At 66.5% G+C, this 18536-nt stretch carries 17 protein-coding genes; 16 read left to right on the forward strand and 1 reads right to left on the reverse strand.

Annotated features, from left to right (window positions below):
- Nucleotides 1-8: 8 nt before the first annotated feature.
- The 16 genes from AB0O71_RS02685 to dapF all read left to right on the forward strand — a co-directional run bounded on the left by AB0O71_RS02685 (nt 9) and on the right by dapF (nt 17827).
- Complete coding sequence (locus AB0O71_RS02685; RefSeq protein ID WP_363741595.1) at nt 9-1685, forward strand: ribonuclease J; 1677 nt, start codon at nt 9-11, stop codon at nt 1683-1685.
- Between the two features lie 3 nt (nt 1686-1688).
- On the forward strand, nt 1689-2762 hold the full coding sequence (locus AB0O71_RS02690; RefSeq protein ID WP_363741598.1) for a peptidoglycan bridge formation glycyltransferase FemA/FemB family protein: 1074 nt from the start codon (nt 1689-1691) through the stop codon (nt 2760-2762).
- Nucleotides 2762-4381, forward strand: a complete 1620-nt coding sequence (murJ, locus tag AB0O71_RS02695; protein ID WP_363741601.1) for a murein biosynthesis integral membrane protein MurJ — start codon at nt 2762-2764, stop codon at nt 4379-4381. The genes AB0O71_RS02690 and murJ overlap by 1 nt, the downstream gene beginning before the upstream one ends.
- Nucleotides 4378-5412, forward strand: coding sequence for a peptidoglycan bridge formation glycyltransferase FemA/FemB family protein (locus AB0O71_RS02700; RefSeq protein WP_363741604.1), 1035 nt, complete (start codon nt 4378-4380; stop codon nt 5410-5412). The genes murJ and AB0O71_RS02700 overlap by 4 nt, the downstream gene beginning before the upstream one ends.
- Before the next feature lie 102 nt (nt 5413-5514).
- The gene (locus AB0O71_RS02705) at nt 5515-8463 is read left to right on the forward strand and encodes a DNA translocase FtsK (protein ID WP_363741607.1); all 2949 of its coding nucleotides are present in this window, start codon (nt 5515-5517) and stop codon (nt 8461-8463) included.
- Nucleotides 8464-8510: 47 nt separating this feature from the next.
- Nucleotides 8511-9551: a hypothetical protein gene (locus AB0O71_RS02710; protein WP_363741610.1), complete on the forward strand. Its 1041-nt coding sequence runs from the start codon at nt 8511-8513 to the stop codon at nt 9549-9551.
- A gap of 34 nt (nt 9552-9585) precedes the next feature.
- The gene (gene pgsA, locus AB0O71_RS02715; protein ID WP_363741613.1) at nt 9586-10185 is read left to right on the forward strand and encodes a CDP-diacylglycerol--glycerol-3-phosphate 3-phosphatidyltransferase; all 600 of its coding nucleotides are present in this window, start codon (nt 9586-9588) and stop codon (nt 10183-10185) included.
- Nucleotides 10182-10715, forward strand: coding sequence for a CinA family protein (locus AB0O71_RS02720; RefSeq protein ID WP_363741616.1), 534 nt, complete (start codon nt 10182-10184; stop codon nt 10713-10715). The genes pgsA and AB0O71_RS02720 overlap by 4 nt, the downstream gene beginning before the upstream one ends.
- A gap of 88 nt (nt 10716-10803) precedes the next feature.
- The gene (locus tag AB0O71_RS02725) at nt 10804-11226 is read left to right on the forward strand and encodes a transporter substrate-binding domain-containing protein (RefSeq protein ID WP_363742127.1); all 423 of its coding nucleotides are present in this window, start codon (nt 10804-10806) and stop codon (nt 11224-11226) included.
- 173 nt (nt 11227-11399) lie between these two features.
- A complete protein-coding gene (locus tag AB0O71_RS02730) occupies nt 11400-11720 on the forward strand; it encodes a helix-turn-helix transcriptional regulator (RefSeq protein ID WP_363741619.1) in 321 nt (106 codons plus the stop codon).
- Between the two features lie 107 nt (nt 11721-11827).
- Complete coding sequence (locus AB0O71_RS02735; RefSeq protein WP_363741622.1) at nt 11828-12058, forward strand: DUF3046 domain-containing protein; 231 nt, start codon at nt 11828-11830, stop codon at nt 12056-12058.
- Nucleotides 12059-12328: 270 nt separating this feature from the next.
- A complete protein-coding gene (recA, locus tag AB0O71_RS02740; protein ID WP_363741625.1) occupies nt 12329-13477 on the forward strand; it encodes a recombinase RecA in 1149 nt (382 codons plus the stop codon).
- Between the two features lies 1 nt (nt 13478).
- Complete coding sequence (locus AB0O71_RS02745) at nt 13479-14384, forward strand: regulatory protein RecX (protein WP_363741628.1); 906 nt, start codon at nt 13479-13481, stop codon at nt 14382-14384.
- 63 nt (nt 14385-14447) lie between these two features.
- Nucleotides 14448-16013: a tRNA (N6-isopentenyl adenosine(37)-C2)-methylthiotransferase MiaB gene (gene miaB, locus AB0O71_RS02750; RefSeq protein WP_363741630.1), complete on the forward strand. Its 1566-nt coding sequence runs from the start codon at nt 14448-14450 to the stop codon at nt 16011-16013.
- On the forward strand, nt 16010-16936 hold the full coding sequence (gene miaA, locus AB0O71_RS02755) for a tRNA (adenosine(37)-N6)-dimethylallyltransferase MiaA (protein WP_363741633.1): 927 nt from the start codon (nt 16010-16012) through the stop codon (nt 16934-16936). Before miaB ends, miaA begins: the two co-directional genes overlap by 4 nt.
- Nucleotides 16937-16945: 9 nt before the next feature.
- Nucleotides 16946-17827: a diaminopimelate epimerase gene (gene dapF / locus AB0O71_RS02760; RefSeq protein ID WP_363741636.1), complete on the forward strand. Its 882-nt coding sequence runs from the start codon at nt 16946-16948 to the stop codon at nt 17825-17827.
- A gap of 45 nt (nt 17828-17872) precedes the next feature.
- Here dapF and AB0O71_RS02765 read toward each other — a convergent pair whose 3' ends face one another.
- Nucleotides 17873-18490, reverse strand: coding sequence for a methyltransferase (locus tag AB0O71_RS02765; protein ID WP_363741639.1), 618 nt, complete (start codon nt 18488-18490; stop codon nt 17873-17875).
- Nucleotides 18491-18536 lie beyond the last annotated feature (46 nt).

Consider the following 18536-nt stretch of genomic DNA (forward strand, 5'->3'; position numbering starts at 1 on the left):
GAGGCTCAGTGCCCAACCCCGTAATCACACCGCCCGCTCTCGAAGCGGGCACCCTTCGCATCACGCCGCTCGGCGGCCTGGGCGAGGTGGGCCGCAACATGACGGTCTATGAAATCAACGGCAAGCTGCTCGTCGTCGACTGCGGCGTGCTCTTCCCCGAGGAGCACCAGCCGGGCGTGGATCTGATCCTGCCCGATATCTCGAAGATCGAACACCGACTCGGCGACATCGTCGCGGTCGTGCTCACCCACGGCCACGAGGACCACATCGGGGCGGTTCCGTACCTGCTGAAGCGCCGGGAGAATATCCCGCTCATCGGCTCGAAACTGACTCTGGCCTTCGTCGAGGCCAAGCTCAAGGAGCACCGGATTCGCCCGGAGACGCGCGTCGTCGCCGAGGGAGATCGCATCACGACGGGTCCGTTCGATCTCGAGTTCATCGCGGTGAACCACTCGATCCCCGACGCACTCGCCGTCGCGATCCGCACCGAGGCCGGCCTCGTCATCGGCACCGGCGACTTCAAGATGGATCAGCTGCCCCTCGACGGTCGCATCACCGACCTGCGAGCGTTCGCTCGACTCGGAGAAGAGGGCGTCGACCTCTTCATGACCGATTCCACGAACGCCGAGGTGCCGGGCTTCACCGCGCTCGAGAAAGACATCGGTCCGGTACTCGAACGCGTCATCGAAAAGGCGCCGGGCAAGGTTGTGGTCGCGAGCTTCTCGAGCCACGTGCACCGCGTGCAGCAGGTGCTGGACGCAGCCCAGAAGAATGGCCGTCGCGTGGTGCTGCTCGGCCGGTCGATGGTGCGCAACATGAAGATCGCTTCCGACCTCGGATACCTCACCGTGCCAGAGGGGGTGCTCGTCGACCTGAAGAAGAGCGGCGACATTCCCGACGACCGCATCGTCTACATGTCGACCGGCTCGCAGGGCGAGCCGATGGCCGTGCTCGCGCGCATGGTGAATCAGGAGCACCAGGTCGAGATCGGCGCGAACGACACCGTGATCCTCGCCTCCAGCCTGATCCCCGGCAACGAGAACTCGGTCTACCGCATCATCAACGGACTCATGAAGCTCGGTGCGAACGTCGTGCACAAGGGCAACGCCAAGGTGCACGTCTCGGGTCACGCGTCGGCCGGCGAGCTGATGTACTGCTACAACATCGTGCGCCCGAAGAACGTCATGCCGATCCACGGCGAGTACCGCCACCTCATCGCGAACGCCGGCGTTGCCATTCAGACTGGCGTGCCGCAGAACCGCACCATCATCGGTGAGAACGGTACGGTCGTCGACCTGGTCGACGGTGTCGCTCGCAAGGTCGGCCAGCTCGAGATCGATTTCATCTACGTCGACGGCAAGAGCGTCGGGCGGGTCACCGACGAGGATCTGCGCGATCGCCGCACGCTCGCCGAAGAGGGATTCATCTCGGTCATCACCGTGGTGGAGACGAGCCTGGGGCAGATCGTCTCCGGCCCCGAGGTGCACGCCAAGGGTGTCGCCGAAGACGACCGGGTCTTCGACAAGATCAAGCCCCAGATCGCGGACGCGCTCGAGCAGGCGATGAAGGACGGCGTGACGGATCCGCACGCGCTGCAGCAGATCACTCGCCGCACCGTCGGTCGGTGGGTGGGCACGAAGCTGCGCCGCAAGTCGATGATCGTTCCTGTCGTGGTAGTGGTGTAGCACGTGGCGACCGCTTCGGCTTCGGTCGTCGCCCGGTACGCCACTGACGCCGAGCGCGCGGCGTGGGACGCGCTCGTCGCGGCCAACCCCGGCGGCGGCGAAGTGTGGGCGGGCGACGAGTACCTCGAGGTCAAGCGCACCCAGAACGGGTACCGCGGTCTTCGGGTGATCGTCGACCGCGGCGCCCGCGCCCCGATCGCCGTCGGCGTGCTCGCGAAGCGAGTGCCGCTGCTCGGCGCGTGGTGGCACCTGCCAGCCGGCCCGGCGGGGGAGTCCACCGCTGAGGTGCTCGAGGTGGCCGCCGCCGTCGCGAGGCTCGCTCGATCCTCCGGGGCTTTTCTGCTCAAGATCGAGCCGCGCATCGGTCGCGACGCGATTCCCGAAATCCACGCCGCCGGGTATCGGGACGCCGTGCGCATCATCCCCAACCCGTCGACGGTACTCGTCGATGTCTCGGGAACTGAGGATGAGGTCTTCGCGCGTCTCGGCAAGAAGGCGCGCAACGCAGTCAACCGGGCGGGGCGCGACGGGATTGTCGTGACTCGAGTCGAGCCGACGGCAGAGCACAGTGCTGCGCTGTACCGGTTGCTGCAGGAGACGGCCGAGGGGCGTTTCGTGCTGCGCTCCGAGCAGTACTACCGCGAATTCTGGCAGCGCTTCGCTCGCGTCGGGGCGGGGCAGATGTTCCTCGCGCATCGTGACGGAGCACTCATCGCAGGCGCGTTCGCCATGGCGCTCGGTGAGAAGACCACGTACAAGGACGGCGCTTCGGTGCGCGCGAAGACTGCGTACGGGGCGTCGCACGCGCTGCAGTGGGAGGTCATTCGCTGGGCCAACGAGCGCGGCGCGACGGTGCACGATCTCTGCGGTGCGCCGCCTTCCGACCGCGTCGACGACCGCGAGCACCCGCTCTTCGGCGTCGGTCAGTTCAAGCGATCGTTCTCGCCGCAGATCACCGACTATGCGGGGGCCTTCGATCTTCCGTTGAAGCCGTTCGCGTATCGCGTCTGGGGAGTGCTCGGTGACCGCATCGCGCGTCGCGTCTCGCTCGCCATTCGGAAGGACCCGTACTACTAATGGCTGCAGGACTCATACGCGCGAGCGCGGTAATGGCCTCCGGCACGATCGTCTCGCGCGTGCTGGGCCTGGCCAAGGCCATGCTGCTCGCGTACGCGATCGGGTCGGTGGGGGCGCGCTCCGCAGACGCATTCGCCAATGGCAATCTGCTGCCGAACACCGTCTACATGATCCTGATCGGCGGCGTACTCAATGCGGTACTCGTTCCGCAGATCGTGAAGGCGACGCAGAACAGCGACGGCGGCGCCGGGTACATCAACAAGATCCTGACACTCGTGACGACTGCGCTCGTCGTCATTACAGGCCTGGCGATGGCGGCCGCACCGTGGATCGTGCGGCTTACGGTCGAGGGCTGGGGCGAAGACCAGCTGGCCCTCGCCACCGCTTTCGCGTACTGGTGCATGCCGCAAGTGATCTTCTACGGCATCTACACCGTCATGGGCGAGGTGCTGAACGCGCGCAGCCGTTTCGGGCCGTTCACCTGGGCGCCCGTGTTGAACAACCTGATCGCGATCGCGGGAATTCTCGTCTTCATCGCGATGTTCGGCGCCGACCCCGAGGGTCGCCTCGCGGTCACCGGGTGGAGCGCCGACATGATCGCGGTGCTCGGAGGCAGTGCGACGCTCGGCATCATCGCACAGGCTCTGATCCTCTTCGTCTCATGGCGCAACGCGGGTATCCGTTTCCGCCCCGACTTCGCCTGGCGGGGCGTCGGACTCGGCCACACCGCGCGACTCGCGACCTGGACGCTCGCGATGGTCGTCGTGATGCAGGTCGGCGGCATCGTCACGAACCGCATCGTCGCGATCGGTTCGGGGGAGGGGCCGTCGACGAGCGCGATGCAGAACGTCTGGCTCATCTTCATGATGCCGCACTCCGTGATCGCCGTATCGCTCGCGACCGCCTACTTCACCCGGCTGGCCGAGTGGGGCCAGTCGGGTCGCATGGCCGAGTTCAAGAGCGATTTCTCGTCCTCAGTGCGCCAGATCGCGCTGGTGATGGTTTACGCAGCCGTGATTCTCGTGACGGCGGCTCCGTTCATCGGCCGCGTGATCAATTTCGGCGCACTGCCCGAGCAGGTCGAGATGTTCGCCGAGGCGCTGATGGCGTACGCCGTGAGCCTCGCGGCCTACAGCTTCTTGTTCGTCGTGCAGCGCGCGTTCTACGCACTGTCCGATACGCGCACTCCGTTCATCTTCACGACGATCCAGATGGTCATTGTGATCGCGCTCTCCCTGCTGCTTCCCGTGCTCGTGGCGCCTCGGCACATCGGGTTCTCGTTCGCGCTGATCTGGTCGTTCGCCACGATCGTCGAGGCCATCATCGCGACGTGGCTCCTGCGCCGCAAGATCGGGTCCATCGACGGGCGCAGAATCGCGCAGAGCCTGACCAAGTACGCCATCGCGGCGGTGCCGGCAATCGTCGTTGGTCTCGTCGCGACGCACATCGGGCGCATCATCGCCCCAGAGTTCAGCGTATGGCAGGCCCTGCCGTTCGCGGCCGTCGAAGCAGTGATCGTCGGCATCGTGTATTTCCTGGTGCTCCGGCTCCTCAGATCGTCCGAAGTGTCGGATATCGTCGACACCGTTTCTCGCATTCTCGGAAGGACCCGCTCGTGACCTCCCTCTTCGTGACCCCGTGCACCGATCGTGCCGAGTGGGACGCCGCCATCAGAGACCTCGGCGGCCATCCGCTGCAGCTCTGGGGCTGGGGCGACGTGAAATCCGCCCACCGGTGGAAGGCGGAGCGCGTGCTCGTGCGCTCCGGGCGTCAGGAGGGCTCCGCGGTCGTCGGCGCCTGCCAGCTCCTGACGCGCACCCTGCCAGGACCGCTCGGTGACTTCGTGTATGCGCCCCGCGGGCCCGTATTGGCGCGCGACACGGAAGACTCCGACCGCCCGGCTGCGGCGCCTGGACCATCAGCGGTCGCCGACGCCGTCGCCGAGTACGTGCACGGTTCACGACGCGCGGTGGCGCTCTCCATCGAGCCCGACGAGAACTCGGGGGAGATCGACCTCTCGCCGAAGTGGCGCCAGGCCGAGACGCCCGTACTTCCCGCTCGCACGTTGATTCTCGACCTCCGGAAGTCGGAGGACGAGCTCTTGGCCGACATGTCGAAGAAGCATCGTCAGTACATTCGCAAGTCGGGTCGGGAAGACACGCTCCGGATCCGCCCCGTCGACACGCTCGAGCAACTCGACGTATGCCTCGAGGTATACCGCGAGACGAGCGAGCGCGCCGATTTCGGTCTGCACGAGGACTCCTACTACCACGACGTGTTCACGATGCTCGGCGACGACGCCCCCGTGTGGGCGGCATACGTCGAGGATCGGCCGGTCGCGTTCTTGTTCATGGCGAAGTCGGGCCGCACGGCGTTCGAGCTCTACGGCGGCATGGACGAGACCGGGCAGCGTCTGAGGGCGAACTACGCGCTCAAATGGCATGTGATCAAGCATATGAAGTCGCTCGGCATCGAGCGCTACGACTTCGGCGGGCTCATCAACGACGGAGTGACGACGTTCAAGACTGGGTTCGCGTCGCACGAGAACCTGCTCGCCGGAAGCTGGGATCGCCCGGGGCAGGGGTACTCCGTGTGGGCGAAGGGGTTGCCGCTCGCGAAGCGTGCGGTGCGGGTGCTCAAGCGCCGCTGAGCGCACCGGCGGGGCACCGTTCGAGTCGCCCGGTACCGGGTGATTCGGTCTCGGTCGGAGCGTCAACTCGCCATTGTCGGCGGTCGAACGTACCCTCGTACCATGGCCAGTAAAGCTTCGTCGCGCCAGCACACGGGCAAGACCGCGGCACGGGGTTCCCGTTCCGCGCAGACCCGAGCGACCGCGAAAACGAAGGTGCTCGACGAGCCCGAGCCGACAGACGGCATCATCGTTCGCGCGTGGAACGGCCTGGCTCACGCCTTCGGAGCCGCGGCGCGCGCGTTCCGCGTCGAACCACTCGCGCCCGAGGATCGCCGAGACGGCGTTCCGCTCTTGCTCGTTCTGCTGGCGATCGTCGGCGCCGTCATCGAATGGTTCTTCATCGGTCAGACCTTCGCCGTCGCGCTCGATGCGTGGTCGTTCGGCGGACTCTTCGGGCGTGTCGCCTTCGGTCTGCCGATCATCATGGCCGGATTCGCGCTCTGGCTGTTCAATCATCCATCGAGCGTGCACGATAACCGGCGCATTGCCACCGGTCTCACGCTCGCGGTGCTCTCGATCGCCGGGCTCTGCCACCTGTACGGCGGCATGCCCAACCCGTGGGAGAATCCGGAGCGCCTCAGCGCCGCAGGCGGAGTTTTCGGCTGGCTCGTCGGCGGAACGCTCGGTTATCTGACGATGTGGGTCGCCGTGCCGGTGCTGTCGATCCTGATTCTGATGTCTCTGCTCATCGTTCTCAAGACGCCGCCATCCCGCATTGCGCAGCGCATGCGGGAGGCCTACGTGTTCCTGTTCGGGGTCAGCCGCGACCCCGAAGCGCCCGCGGAGCCGACGGCCCCCAAGCGCAGTCGCAAGCAGGCGCGCGCCGATGAGCAGGCGCTGTTCGATCTCGAGGCGCAGGAAGGCGACGGCGAAGCGATGCCGTGGTGGCGTCGCAACGCGTCTGGGCGCGAGGAGGATCCGGCGTACGCTGCGGACCGCTCAGCACTCGACTCGGCCCTCGACCAGGCGCCCGGAGGGGCGACACCCCAACCGGAGCGCAGCGGCGCGTTCGAGTCGGCCTTCGCGCCCGAGCCGGAAACGGAGCAGGAGACGGGCGGGTTCCCGTCCGACCTCTTCGACGAGCTCGATCAGGCCGAAGCGGCGGTGCAAGCCGCAGGGGCGACTCCGGCATCGGGTCTCGGCGATGATTCCTGGGACGACTTCGCGACTCCCGCGCAGGCGTCTGCGCCGCCGGAGCCGGAGGCTGCGCCCGGCGTTGCTGCCGAGCCGTTCGTCGTCGCACCTCCGCACAGCCCGGCAGACCAAGCGTTGTACCAACTCCCCGATCAGTACGCCCTCGCTGCGGGCGACGCGCCGAAGACCCATACCGAGGCCAACGACCTCATCACCGCGGCCATCGCGCGGGTCTTCGAGGAGTTCAAGGTCGATGCGCGCGTGTCGGGCTTCTCACGCGGGCCGACGGTCACGCAGTACGAGGTCGAGCTGGGCCCCGGTGTGAAAGTCGAAAAGGTCACCGCGCTCTCGAAGAACCTCTCGTACGCCGTCGCTTCGAACGAGGTCCGCATCCTCTCGCCGATTCCCGGCAGAAGTGCCATTGGCATCGAGATTCCCAATCAGGATCGCGAGAACGTCGCCCTGGGAGACGTGCTGCGGTCGAGCAAGGCGCAGCGCAGTGTGCACCCGATGACCATCGGTGTGGGCAAAGACGTCAAGGGCGGCTTCGTCGTGGCGAACCTCGCGAAGATGCCGCACCTGCTCGTCGCCGGCGCCACCGGCTCGGGTAAGTCGAGCTTCATCAACTCGATGATCACCAGCATTTTGATGCGCGCCACGCCGTCCGATGTGCGCATGGTGCTCGTCGACCCGAAGCGCGTCGAACTCACCGTGTATCAGGGCGTTCCCCACCTCATCACTCCCATCATCACGAACCCGAAGAAGGCGGCGGAAGCGCTGCAATGGGTCGTGAAGGAGATGGACATGCGGTACGACGATCTGGCCAGCTTCGGGTTCCGCCATATCGACGACTTCAACGAGGCCGTGCGCTCGGGCGGCATCGTGCTTCCCGAGGGCAGTCAGCGCGTGCTCAAGCCCTACCCGTATCTGCTCGTCGTGGTCGATGAGCTCGCCGATCTCATGCTGGTCGCTCCGCGCGATGTCGAAGACTCGATCCAGCGCATCACGCAACTCGCGCGCGCCGCAGGCATCCACCTCGTGCTGGCGACGCAGCGTCCTTCTGTGAACGTCGTCACCGGCGTCATCAAGTCGAACGTTCCGAGCCGATACGCCTTTGCCGTCGCCTCCGGCACGGACTCGCGCGTCATCCTCGACGAGGTGGGCGCCGAACGGCTGATCGGTCAGGGAGACGGCCTCCTCCTCCTCAATGGTGAATCATCACCGGTCCGTGTGCAGGGAGCCTGGGTCGGCGAAGCTGAGATTGCGCAGGTCGTCGCGCACGTGAAGGCTCAGGCGCAGCCCGAGTACCGCGCGGATGTGGCGCAGGTGGTTGAGAAGAAAGAGATCGACGAAGATATCGGGGACGATCTCGAGGTGCTCGTCGCTGCGATCGAGCTGGTGGTCTCGTCGCAATTCGGGTCGACGTCGATGCTGCAGCGCAAACTGCGCGTCGGGTTCGCGAAAGCGGGTCGACTGATGGATCTGATGGAGTCGCGTGACATCGTGGGCCCCTCAGAGGGGTCGAAGGCGCGCGATGTGCTCGTGAGTCCCGAACAGCTCGCAGAGGTGCTTGCTCGCGTGACCGGAGGGCCCGCGACCTCGGCGCCCGCGCGCGAACCTCAGCGGTCGCAGGCGGTTGCTCCACCGGCTGCGGCAGCGACCGTAGTTCCGGCGTCCGCGGCTGTTCCTGCAGAAACGGCTCCGCCGTCGATCAATCGGGAAGACGCCGAAACAGACGTGATCGACCCGCTGATGGGCTCGCTCGGATTCGGTGATTCGAGGTATGACGATCCGATCGCGCAGCATCAGTCCACGCTCGACGAGGTCGAAGACGACGGCGACGAGGACGCTTGGCAGCTCACGGGGCGCGATTGACCGTGGATGACAGCTGAACTGCGAGCCGTACGACAGAGGAGACGAACGTGACGCATCCAGACGTGAACTCGGAACCCGAGATGGGGGCGAAGCCGGCAGGCCCTGGCCCGCAGCGCCAGACATGGATCTGGGCTGTGACCGCAGCGCTCGTCGTACTCGTGCTCGGCGGGGCCGGGACCGTCATCGCGGTCGATGCTCAATCGAACAACAGTGGCGCCGTGCGAGCCGTAGCGTCTCAGTACGTGGAAGCCGTAGCGGCGGGTGACCTCGAGACCGCGGAACGAGTCTTCAGTGGTGCTGAGCAGGAAGGCTCGGCGTCGGCACCCGACGCCGATGCGTTCGCGTCGGCGGAGCGCATCACTGACGCCGAACTCACAAGGTTCCGCGTTGAGTTCGACGCCGACCGGGCGTCCGGGCAGCTCGCGTTCACACTCGGCGGGTATCCGTACACCGATCGCATCGAGTTGCGCCGCACGGAGGCCGATGAGTGGCGCGTCACCTCTGGTCTGAGGTACGAGGTGATGGTCGACACTACGGGTGGCGGAGCGCTCGGCATCCGCGGTTCCGACACCGCACTTTCGGCCGAGGCCGCGATGACCACGCTCTATGCGGGTGAATACACGTTGGTGTCGCACAACCCGTTTTTCGCGACGCGTGAGAACGCCGTATTCGCCGTGACGTCGAACGCCGACGCGCTGTTCGTTTCCGACTGGCTCGTTCCGGGCGAGGGCTACGCAGCGGAGGTGCGTCGTCAAGTCGCGCAAGCGTATGAGGAGTGCGCCGAGCAGACCGAGGTCTGGGAACTGCAGACATGCGGTATCGCAGCAGACGAGCCGGGCTCGCGATTCGCCGCGAGCCCGCCGGTGCGGGTGTCCGTCGACATGATCGCTCCGCCGTCGGTGAGCTCTCCTGACGAGCTGTCGACCTGGATGGAGATCACCGATCGCGGTGTCTTCGAGGCGACGTACGCGGGGCGCGACTCCGAGGATCGAGCTCTCACGGAGCAGCTCGAACTTCGGGCGATGCCGGCCGACGTCGAGGTGACACCATCGGCGGACGGTCTCGACGTCGCGATCTACCCCTACTAGCCGTTCGACACCGCCACTCAAGTAGGCTGCTGGCATGACCGGCAACGCCCCCGCTCCCGCAGTGCCCAGCAATTGGAACGCACCGAACATCATCACGGGCGTGCGCATCCTCGCGACCCCGTTCTTCCTGTGGATGCTGCTCGCCGACGGGGAAGCAGACGGGCCGTGGCGCTGGGCCTCCGCCGTCTTCTTCGTGCTCGCGATAGCGACCGATGCCTGGGACGGTCACATCGCGCGATCCCGAGGGCTGATCACGGATCTTGGCAAGCTGCTCGACCCGATCGCCGACAAGTTCCTCACGGGAGCGGCACTCGTGGGGCTCTCCATACTTGCTGAACTGCCCTGGTGGGTCACGATCCTCATCCTCATTCGCGAAGTCGGGATCACCGTGCACCGTCTGCTCGTCGCTCATGACGTGGTGCTCGCCGCCGCGTGGGCCGGCAAGCTGAAGACGATCGCCCAGTCCGTCGCCATCACGCTCGCACTGCTCCCGCTCGCCAGCGTGGCCGAATCGGCCGAGCCGTTCTTCGAGTGGGTGAACATCATCACGATGGCGATTGCGTTCATCCTCACCATGTACAGCGGCATCGATTACGTCGTGGGGTACTTCCGTGCCCGGAGAGCGTCACGGTGAAGCCGGCCAACGACCGCGAGCTCGTCGCCCGCATCATCGAGCGTGCGGCATCGCGCGGACTCACGCTCGCGGTTGCCGAATCCCTCACTGGCGGACTGCTCGCTGATGCGTTCGTCTCGGTTCCGGGAGCCTCGCGCGTGTTCACCGGGGGGATCGTGGCGTACGACACCGCGCTCAAGCACTCGCTGCTCGGGGTCGATGCCGCAGTGCTGCGCGAACGCGGGCCGGTCGATGGCGAAGTCGCTCGGCAGATGGCGCTCGGGGTACGCACGGCGTGCTCGACCAGCCACGGCGAGGCGGTCACCGAGCGCGTCGGGATAGGGGTTGCGACGACGGGCGTCGCCGGTCCTGACCCGGATGCGCAAACGGGTCAGCCTGCAGGCACCGTCTGGATTGCAGTGAGCTTGGGGGCGGTCGAGCGGCAGCAGCTTCTCGCGCTCGACGGCGATCGCTCGAGCATTCGAACCGCTGCAGTCGCAGCAGCGATCGTGCTGCTGTGGGAATGCTTCGACGCCGACGGTGACTCGTAGGGCTTCGGACCTCGATACGCTGCACTCGAGTCGATCAACGCAGATCGCGGCGACGTTGCTGCTGGGGACCGGCGCGGCGACGGCAGTCATGCCCGCCCAAGCCGAGGGCGAGACGTGCGTCATCGCGACCGACACCACCTTCGCCCCGTTCGAGTTCCGTGATCCCTCCACGGGTGACCTCGTCGGCATCGACATGGACCTGATGAATACGATTGCGGAGCAGGAGGGCTTCACGGTCGATATTCGTTCGCTCGGGTTCCAGGCCGCCCTCTCGGCCGTGCAGTCGGGCCAGGCCGACGGCGTGATTGCGGGGTGCCCAGCGGCTACGAGGATCTCGCGGGCGAGACCGTGGTCGCCACGTCGGGTTCTGAAGGGCTCGCGGAGGCCGAGAAGCTCGCTGGAGAGTACGACTTCACGGTCAAAGCACTCGACCAGTCGGCAACGATGTACGGGCCAGAGCTGGCCCGCCCCTCTCGACCGGGCAGAGCGCGCTTTCCTGAAACTTCACTGAACTTGAGTCGGACTGGCTCAAGTTCAGTGAGATTTCAGGAATAGAACGGCTATGCTCTGAGTTGTTCCCAGTACGGCGACCGCCCACGGTCGGCGTTCCCGCAGCGACAACCCCGTCGCCGAGCGGGTATGGTGGAAGCACGACTCGGGTTGTGCACGTGAAGGAGGGTTCACATGGTGCTTATGCGTCAAGAGATCGGCGACGTACTGCGTGACTTCCGGTTGCAGAAGGGTCGCACGCTGCGGCAGGTCGCCGGCGAGGCGAGCGTTGCGCTTGGCTATCTGAGCGAGGTTGAACGCGGTCAGAAAGAAGCATCGAGCGAGATCCTCGCAGCGGTCGCTGATGCGTTGGATACCCCGCTGTCGGTCATCATGGGCGAGGTGAGTGAACGCCTCTCCGTGGTTGAGGGGCTGTCGCTCCCGATGGCTCATCGCGTTCCCGACACTGTTCCGGCGGAGCTCGTGTCCGGTTTCGCTTCAGAGCTGGTTTCCTGAGACCGAGCTCCCCGACGTTCGCCGACGGTTCGGCGATGGAGCGCCCGACCGGTATCGGTACGGGCGCTTCGCCGTTCTGGCGGCAATGACTTGAATGGGCGTGAGAGATGCGATTGAGCGAGTTCAAACGGGCGTGCGTCTCAGAGTTCGGCGAGGACTACGCGCCCGTACTGCTGCGCGATCACTGGCTCTCGCCGCTCGACGGCACTGCGAACGAGGCGATCGAGCGCGGCGTGGCCCCGCGCGCCGTGTGGGAGGCGCTGTGCGTCGATCTCAGCGTGCCGGTTGCGCGTCGCCATGGCCGGGGCCTTCCCGATCCGCGCGATGAGCGTGGGTGAGCAGGGGCTCGCCGGGCCTCAGGTGAGCTGATCTGCTCGAACACGCCGACGCGCTATTCGAAAGTGTGTTCGAGTGGTGTTATCTTCGTCTACAGGTGGTGCAAAGCGTGATGCACCCACAGTTCAGCGCTTCCGTGCATGAATGTCGGGGGCTGATCCTAGGGTGAAAAGCACTCGACCACCGATGCCTTGTCTACCCCGACCGGGGTCGAGACAGTATGCAGGCAGCACACCCAGCGGTACGCCGCGCACGTGATGAGGAGCAAGACCATGGCAGCACCGAAAGACCGCGAAAAAGCACTCGAGGCCGCTCTCGCGCAGATCGACCGCAACTTCGGCAAGGGCGCGATCATGCGCATGGGAAGCCAGGAGCGTGCGCCCGTCGAAGTTATCCCGACGGGTTCCGTCGCGTTGGATGTGGCGCTGGGTATCGGGGGCCTCCCGCGCGGTCGCATCATCGAGATCTACGGACCTGAGTCATCGGGTAAGACGACGCTCACTCTGCACGCGATCGCGAATGCGCAGCGCGCCGGTGGAATCGCAGCCTTCGTCGATGCCGAGCACGCGCTCGACCCCGAGTACGCTCAGAAACTGGGCGTCGATATCGACGCATTGCTCGTTGCTCAGCCCGACACGGGTGAGCAGGCACTCGAAATTGCTGACATGCTGATCCGTTCGGGATCAGTCGACCTCGTCGTCATTGACTCAGTCGCTGCGCTCGTGCCGAAGGCGGAGATCGAGGGCGAGATGGGCGATAGCCATGTCGGTCTGCAGGCGCGATTGATGTCGCAGGCCCTGCGCAAGATCACCGGCAGCCTCAATTCCACCAAGACGACCGCCATCTTCATCAATCAGCTGCGCGAGAAGATCGGTGTCTTCTTCGGCAGCCCTGAGACGACCTCCGGTGGCAAGGCGCTGAAGTTCTATGCATCGGTGCGTCTCGATATCCGGCGCATTCAGACGTTGAAGGACGGCACTGACGCGGTTGGCAACCGTACGCGCGTCAAGGTGGTCAAGAACAAGATGGCACCGCCCTTCAAGCAGGCGGAGTTCGACATCCTCTACGGCATCGGCATCTCACGCGAGGGGTCGCTCATCGACTACGGCGTGGAGCAGGGGCTGATCAAGAAGAGCGGAGCCTGGTTCACCTACGACGGAGACCAGCTCGGCCAGGGCATGGAGAATGCGCGACGCTTCCTGATCAATCACCCGGATATCGCACTGGAGATCGAGGAGAAGATTCTCACGAAGCTCGGCGTCAACGGGCGCAAGGAAGCAGCGCCCGAGGAGACGACGAAGGCCGCCTCGACATCGAAGACTGCGTCAGCCTCCAAGACGGCAGCAGCGCCTGCCGCTCAAGCAGCAGCCGCGCCGAAGACCGCAGCTGCTGGCGAAACCGAGAAGCGCGCGAGCGCCTGATATGGCCGTCCGGTTTCTGCCTCCGCCCGAAGACGGTTCCTCGTCGCGGGCGGAGGATCGCGGTGACCTGGCGGAGGTGATTCAACTCCGCTCGCTGCTCGGCCGACGCGAGCAGGAGAGCGGCACCGCACACGATGGCCCGGGTGAAGAACCAGAACCGCGGCAGGCAACACGCGAAGAGTTGGCACAACTGATCGACTCGGGAGTAGCCTCCTTCATCGACAGCGGCGTGCGACCGGTGGTGCGCGCGAACTTCGGCGACCACGCGTCGGTCACGCTTCCTGAATCCGGCAATGCCAGTGACGAGGGCGCTCACGCAGACGCATCGGAACTCGAAGCGGACGAGGCGGAGCGATCGACGGAGCCGTGGGAAGAGCCGGGAGAGACCGCGGACGACGACACTGGCCGCTCGGCTCACGAAGACGGGGTGCGAATTCTCGGGCGTCGCGCTCGGTCGAGCGGCGAGCTGCGCGAGGAGCTCGCGCGGCTCGAGCACCGAGCGGATGAGGTCGAATCGGTCATCGACGAGTTCACCCGGAGCCTCTACCTCGACGACGCCGGCCTGGCTCGAACGCTGACCGAGAAGCTGCGCGAGACGAAGCGGGCGAGCCGTTCACAGATCCGCGTGAAACTGAAATCGCGCAAGCTCCCAGACGACGTGATCGAAGCGGCCGTCGGCGAACTCGACGTAGACGAGGAGTTCGAGCTCCTCCGGGAGACTGCACGAGCACGTGCGGCGAAGCTTTCCGGGCTCGAGCGAAGCGTGGCAGAACGACGTCTTCTGGGGTTTCTGGCTCGCCGTGGATGGTCGGGAGAGCCCGCGATGCGGGCAGCCAGAGACGCGCTTGACGGCGCCCTGCGGCCGCGTCGCGACCCTCACGGCGGTTCCGGCGTGCGTTTCGAGTAGCGGTGACGAGGCCTCTGCCGCGTCGTTCTCGGCGCCCGTGCGACCCTCGGTAGACTGATTCCCATGAGTCTCACCGCTGTCGAACCCACTGAGATCGCGCTGTCGCCCGCAGCCATGCGACACGATGGCACGCCCCGGAGCTATACGGTTCGCACACTCGGTTGCCAGATGAACGTGCACGATTCAGAGCGGCTCTCGGGTTCGCTGGAAGCCGCCGGCTACGTCGCAGCCGATGATGCCGAGAGCGCTGACGTCATCGTCATCAACACGTGCGCGGTGCGCGAGAACGCTGCCAACAAGCTGTACGGCAATCTGGGTTATCTCGCGAGCGTCAAGCGGGAGCGCGAGGGCATGCAGATCGCCGTGGGCGGTTGCCTCGCCCAGAAGGACCAGGGCGTCATCGTCGAGAAGGCCCCGTGGGTCGACGTCGTATTCGGCACGCACAACATGGGGTCGCTCCCCGCACTGCTCGAGCGGGCGCGCCACAACGCCGAGGCGCAGGTCGAGATCCTCGAATCGCTCGAGGTGTTCCCGTCGACTCTGCCCACCAAGCGCGATTCCGCGTCCAGCGGGTGGGTGTCCATCTCCGTCGGCTGCAACAACACCTGCACGTTCTGCATTGTGCCGTCGCTTCGCGGCAAAGAGAAGGATCGTCGCCCTGGTGACATCCTCGCGGAGGTGCAAGCGCTCGTCGACGACGGTGCGATCGAAGTGACCCTGCTCGGTCAGAACGTCAACACCTACGGCGTCGAGTTCGGGGACCGGTACGCGTTCGGCAAGCTGCTCCGCGCGATGGGCGGCATCGACGGTCTCGAGCGCGTGAGATTCACGAGCCCCCACCCTGCGGCCTTCACCGACGACGTCATCGCCGCGATGGCCGAGACGCCGAACGTGATGCCGGTGCTGCACATGCCGCTGCAATCCGGGTCCGACACCGTGCTGAAAGCGATGCGCCGCTCGTATCGCTCGAAGAAGTTCCTCGGCATCCTTGACGCGGTGCGCGAGCGCATCCCCAACGCCGCGATCACGACCGACATCATTGTCGGCTTTCCCGGTGAAACGGATGCCGACTTCGCAGACACGCTGCGCGTCGTCGAGGAGTCGCGGTTCGCGAGCGCCTTCACCTTCCAGTACTCCATTCGACCCGGCACCCCCGCGGCGGAGATGGACGGGCAGCTGCCGAAGGCCGTCGTGCAGGAGCGCTACGAGCGACTGCAGGTGGTGCAGGAGCGCATCTCCCTCGAGGAGAACCAAGCGCAGATCGGCCGTGTCGCCGAGGTGCTCGTCTCGGCGGGAGAAGGGAAGAAGGACGCGACGACGCGGCGGTTCTCGGGTCGCAGCGAAGACAATCGGCTGGTCCACTTCGCAGTGCCGGAGCACGGCGACGAGCCCCGGCCAGGGGATGTCGTGACCGTCGCGATCACGGCTGCAGCCCCGCACTTCCTCATCGCCGACTCCGCCCTCGCGAGCGACGACGGGTCCCGGCTGTTCGCGATTCGTCGCACGCGCGCCGGCGACGCCTGGGATCGTCGTCAAGCGGAGAGCTGCGGGGTTCCCGCGCCCGCGTCAGCGGGCGACTCCGCTCCCCGGGTGGTGAGCCTGGGTCTGCCTGCGATCCGCACCCGATGAGACCGCCTCGCGAGCGCTCGGCAGCTCCCGTGCTCTGGGCAGTGGTCGGGGCGACGGGCACGGGCAAATCCGAGCTCTCACTCGACCTCGCCGAGCGAATCGGCGCGAGCGGCAGGCGCGCTGAGGTCGTGAACGCCGACGCCATGCAGGTGTATCGGGGCATGGACATCGGAACGGCCAAGGTGCCGGAGGCCGAGCGCCGCGCCATTCCGCATCACCTGTTCGACGTGCTCGCTCCGAGCGAAGAAGCCACCGTCGCGTGGTACCAGGCGGAAGCACGCTCCGTGATCACCGAGATTCACGGGCGAGGGGCCGATGCGATCCTCGTCGGGGGATCGGGCCTGTACGTGTCGAGCGTGATCTTCGACTTTCAGTTCCCGCCACGCGACGACGCCCTGCGTGCGCAACTCGAGGAGACGGCGGATCAGGATGGCGTCGCCGAACTGCTCGCTCGCCTGCGGGCTATCGACCCGGTCACGGCGGCAGCGGTGGACGCTCGCAACCCGCGGCGGGTCGTGCGAGCACTGGAAGTCGCGCTCCTGGGCGGCGACGCTCAGGTGACGCTGCCCGCGACCCCCGCGCTGTGGCACGACTCCGGAGGCGGGCAAACGCGCATCGTGGGCGTGCACGCTGAGCGCGCCGCGCTTGTGAAACGCCTCGACCGACGCGTCGAGCGGATGTGGCAGGCCGGCCTGGTGCGCGAGGTGCGCGCACTGCTGCCGCACGGCATCAGAGATGGACGCACGGCATCCCGGGCGATCGGCTACGCCCAGGCGCTCGCTCAGCTCGACGGGCGCATCACCGAAGCAGAAGCCATCGCCGAGAGCCAGCTGCTCACCCGGAGGTACGCCCGCAGGCAGGTGAGCTGGTTCAAACGCTACGCGGGAGTCGAATGGCTGCAATCGGGTGAGCTCCCCGCGTAAACTGGAGCGATGACGACCCTCGCGTTCACCAAGGGCCATGGCACGGGTAACGACTTCGTGCTCTTCTCCGATCCAGAGGGCGAGCGCGCGCTCACTCCCGAGCAGATCCGCTTCCTGTGCGACCGCAGATTCGGAGTCGGTGCTGACGGAGTGATCCGTGCCGTACGATCGCGCGCGATCTCCGAAGGCGCCGCGAGTCTCGCCGAGGAGCCCGACGCGGAGTGGTTCATGGACTACTGGAACGCCGACGGCACGCCCGCCGAGATGTGCGGCAACGGGGTGCGCGTGTACGCGCACTATCTGATCACGCAGGGTCTGGTCGCACCGGAGCGGCGCGACACGCTGCCGATCGGCACGCGCTCCGGAGTGAAAGACGTGCTCGCCGGAGTCTCGGGGTACACGGTCGATCTGGGGCGGTGGCGACTCGCGGGCGAGCGCCTGGTCGCCGCCCAGGGGCTCGACGTTGCGCGGCCGGGGCTGGGTATCGACCTCGGCAACCCGCACGTCGTCACGGCGCTGGCCGACCCCGCTGAGCTCGACAGCCTCGACCTGCATCGCGAGCCCGCCCTCGAACCGGTCGCCGAGCACGGTGCGAACATCGAGTTCGTCGTGCCAGAGGATCCGCTGATCAAGGACGGGGTGGCCCGCATTCGCATGCGCGTGCACGAGCGCGGATCGGGCGAGACGCTCTCGTGCGGCACGGGTACCGCGGCTGCAGCGCTCGCCTTCCGCCACTGGGGCGGCGAGAGCATGCCGAATCACTGGCGGGTGGACGTGCCAGGCGGGCGCCTCGCCGTGCGTATGTTCCCGACCGAGGAGGGCGAGCACGTGTCGCTCAACGGGCCAGCCGAGCTCGTCTACTCGGGCGAGATTGAGCTCCCCGAGGTCTGAGCCGGTCCCGCCCCGAGCTCCCCGCGCCGAGCTCTCCGCGCTGAGCTACGCGCGCCGGGCTCGAATGATGTGAAAACCCTTGTCGCGCCCGGCGCGTGCGACGTCGAGGTCGGTGAACTCCGCCGCGATCCAGCGCTGCAATGAATCTGCGCCCAGGTGCTTCGCGACCACGAGGTGCGCGACGCCGTTCTCCGCGAGGCGGGGGAGCCACTGGCGCAGGATCGCGTGCAGTGCGTCCTTCCCGACCCTGATCGGCGGATTGGAGCGGATCTCCCCGAACAGCAGCGATGCGGGCACGTCTTCCGGCGCCGCGACGTGCAGGTGCTCAAGGCCGAGCCGCTCGGCGTTCGAGCGCGTGAGCTCGCGCGAGCGCTCGTTGACATCGATCGCCCAGACCTCGCGCTCAGGATGCGCGAGCGCGGCGTCGAGGGCGATCGCCCCCCAGCCGCACCCGACGTCAAGCAGGGGGCTCTCCGGGGCCACCCCGAGCGCAGCGGTATCCGGGAGCTGCCGGAGCAGGATAGCGGTGCCGCGATCGAGCTGCTCCGGGCTGAACACCCCTCCGGCGGTGACGACGGTGCGAGGCGCCCCAGCGAGTTCCACCTCGATCTCGCGTGGCCTGAGCTCGCCCTGGGGGGACGCGGAGAAGTAGTGCTGATTCACCGTCCCAGTATCCCAGGCCGTCACCGTGCCCGGTCCCGCGCCTCTG

Origin of the sequence: Leucobacter sp. NPDC077196, from assembly GCF_040687075.1 — a bacterium.
Taxonomy (GTDB): Bacteria; Actinomycetota; Actinomycetes; order Actinomycetales; family Microbacteriaceae; genus Leucobacter.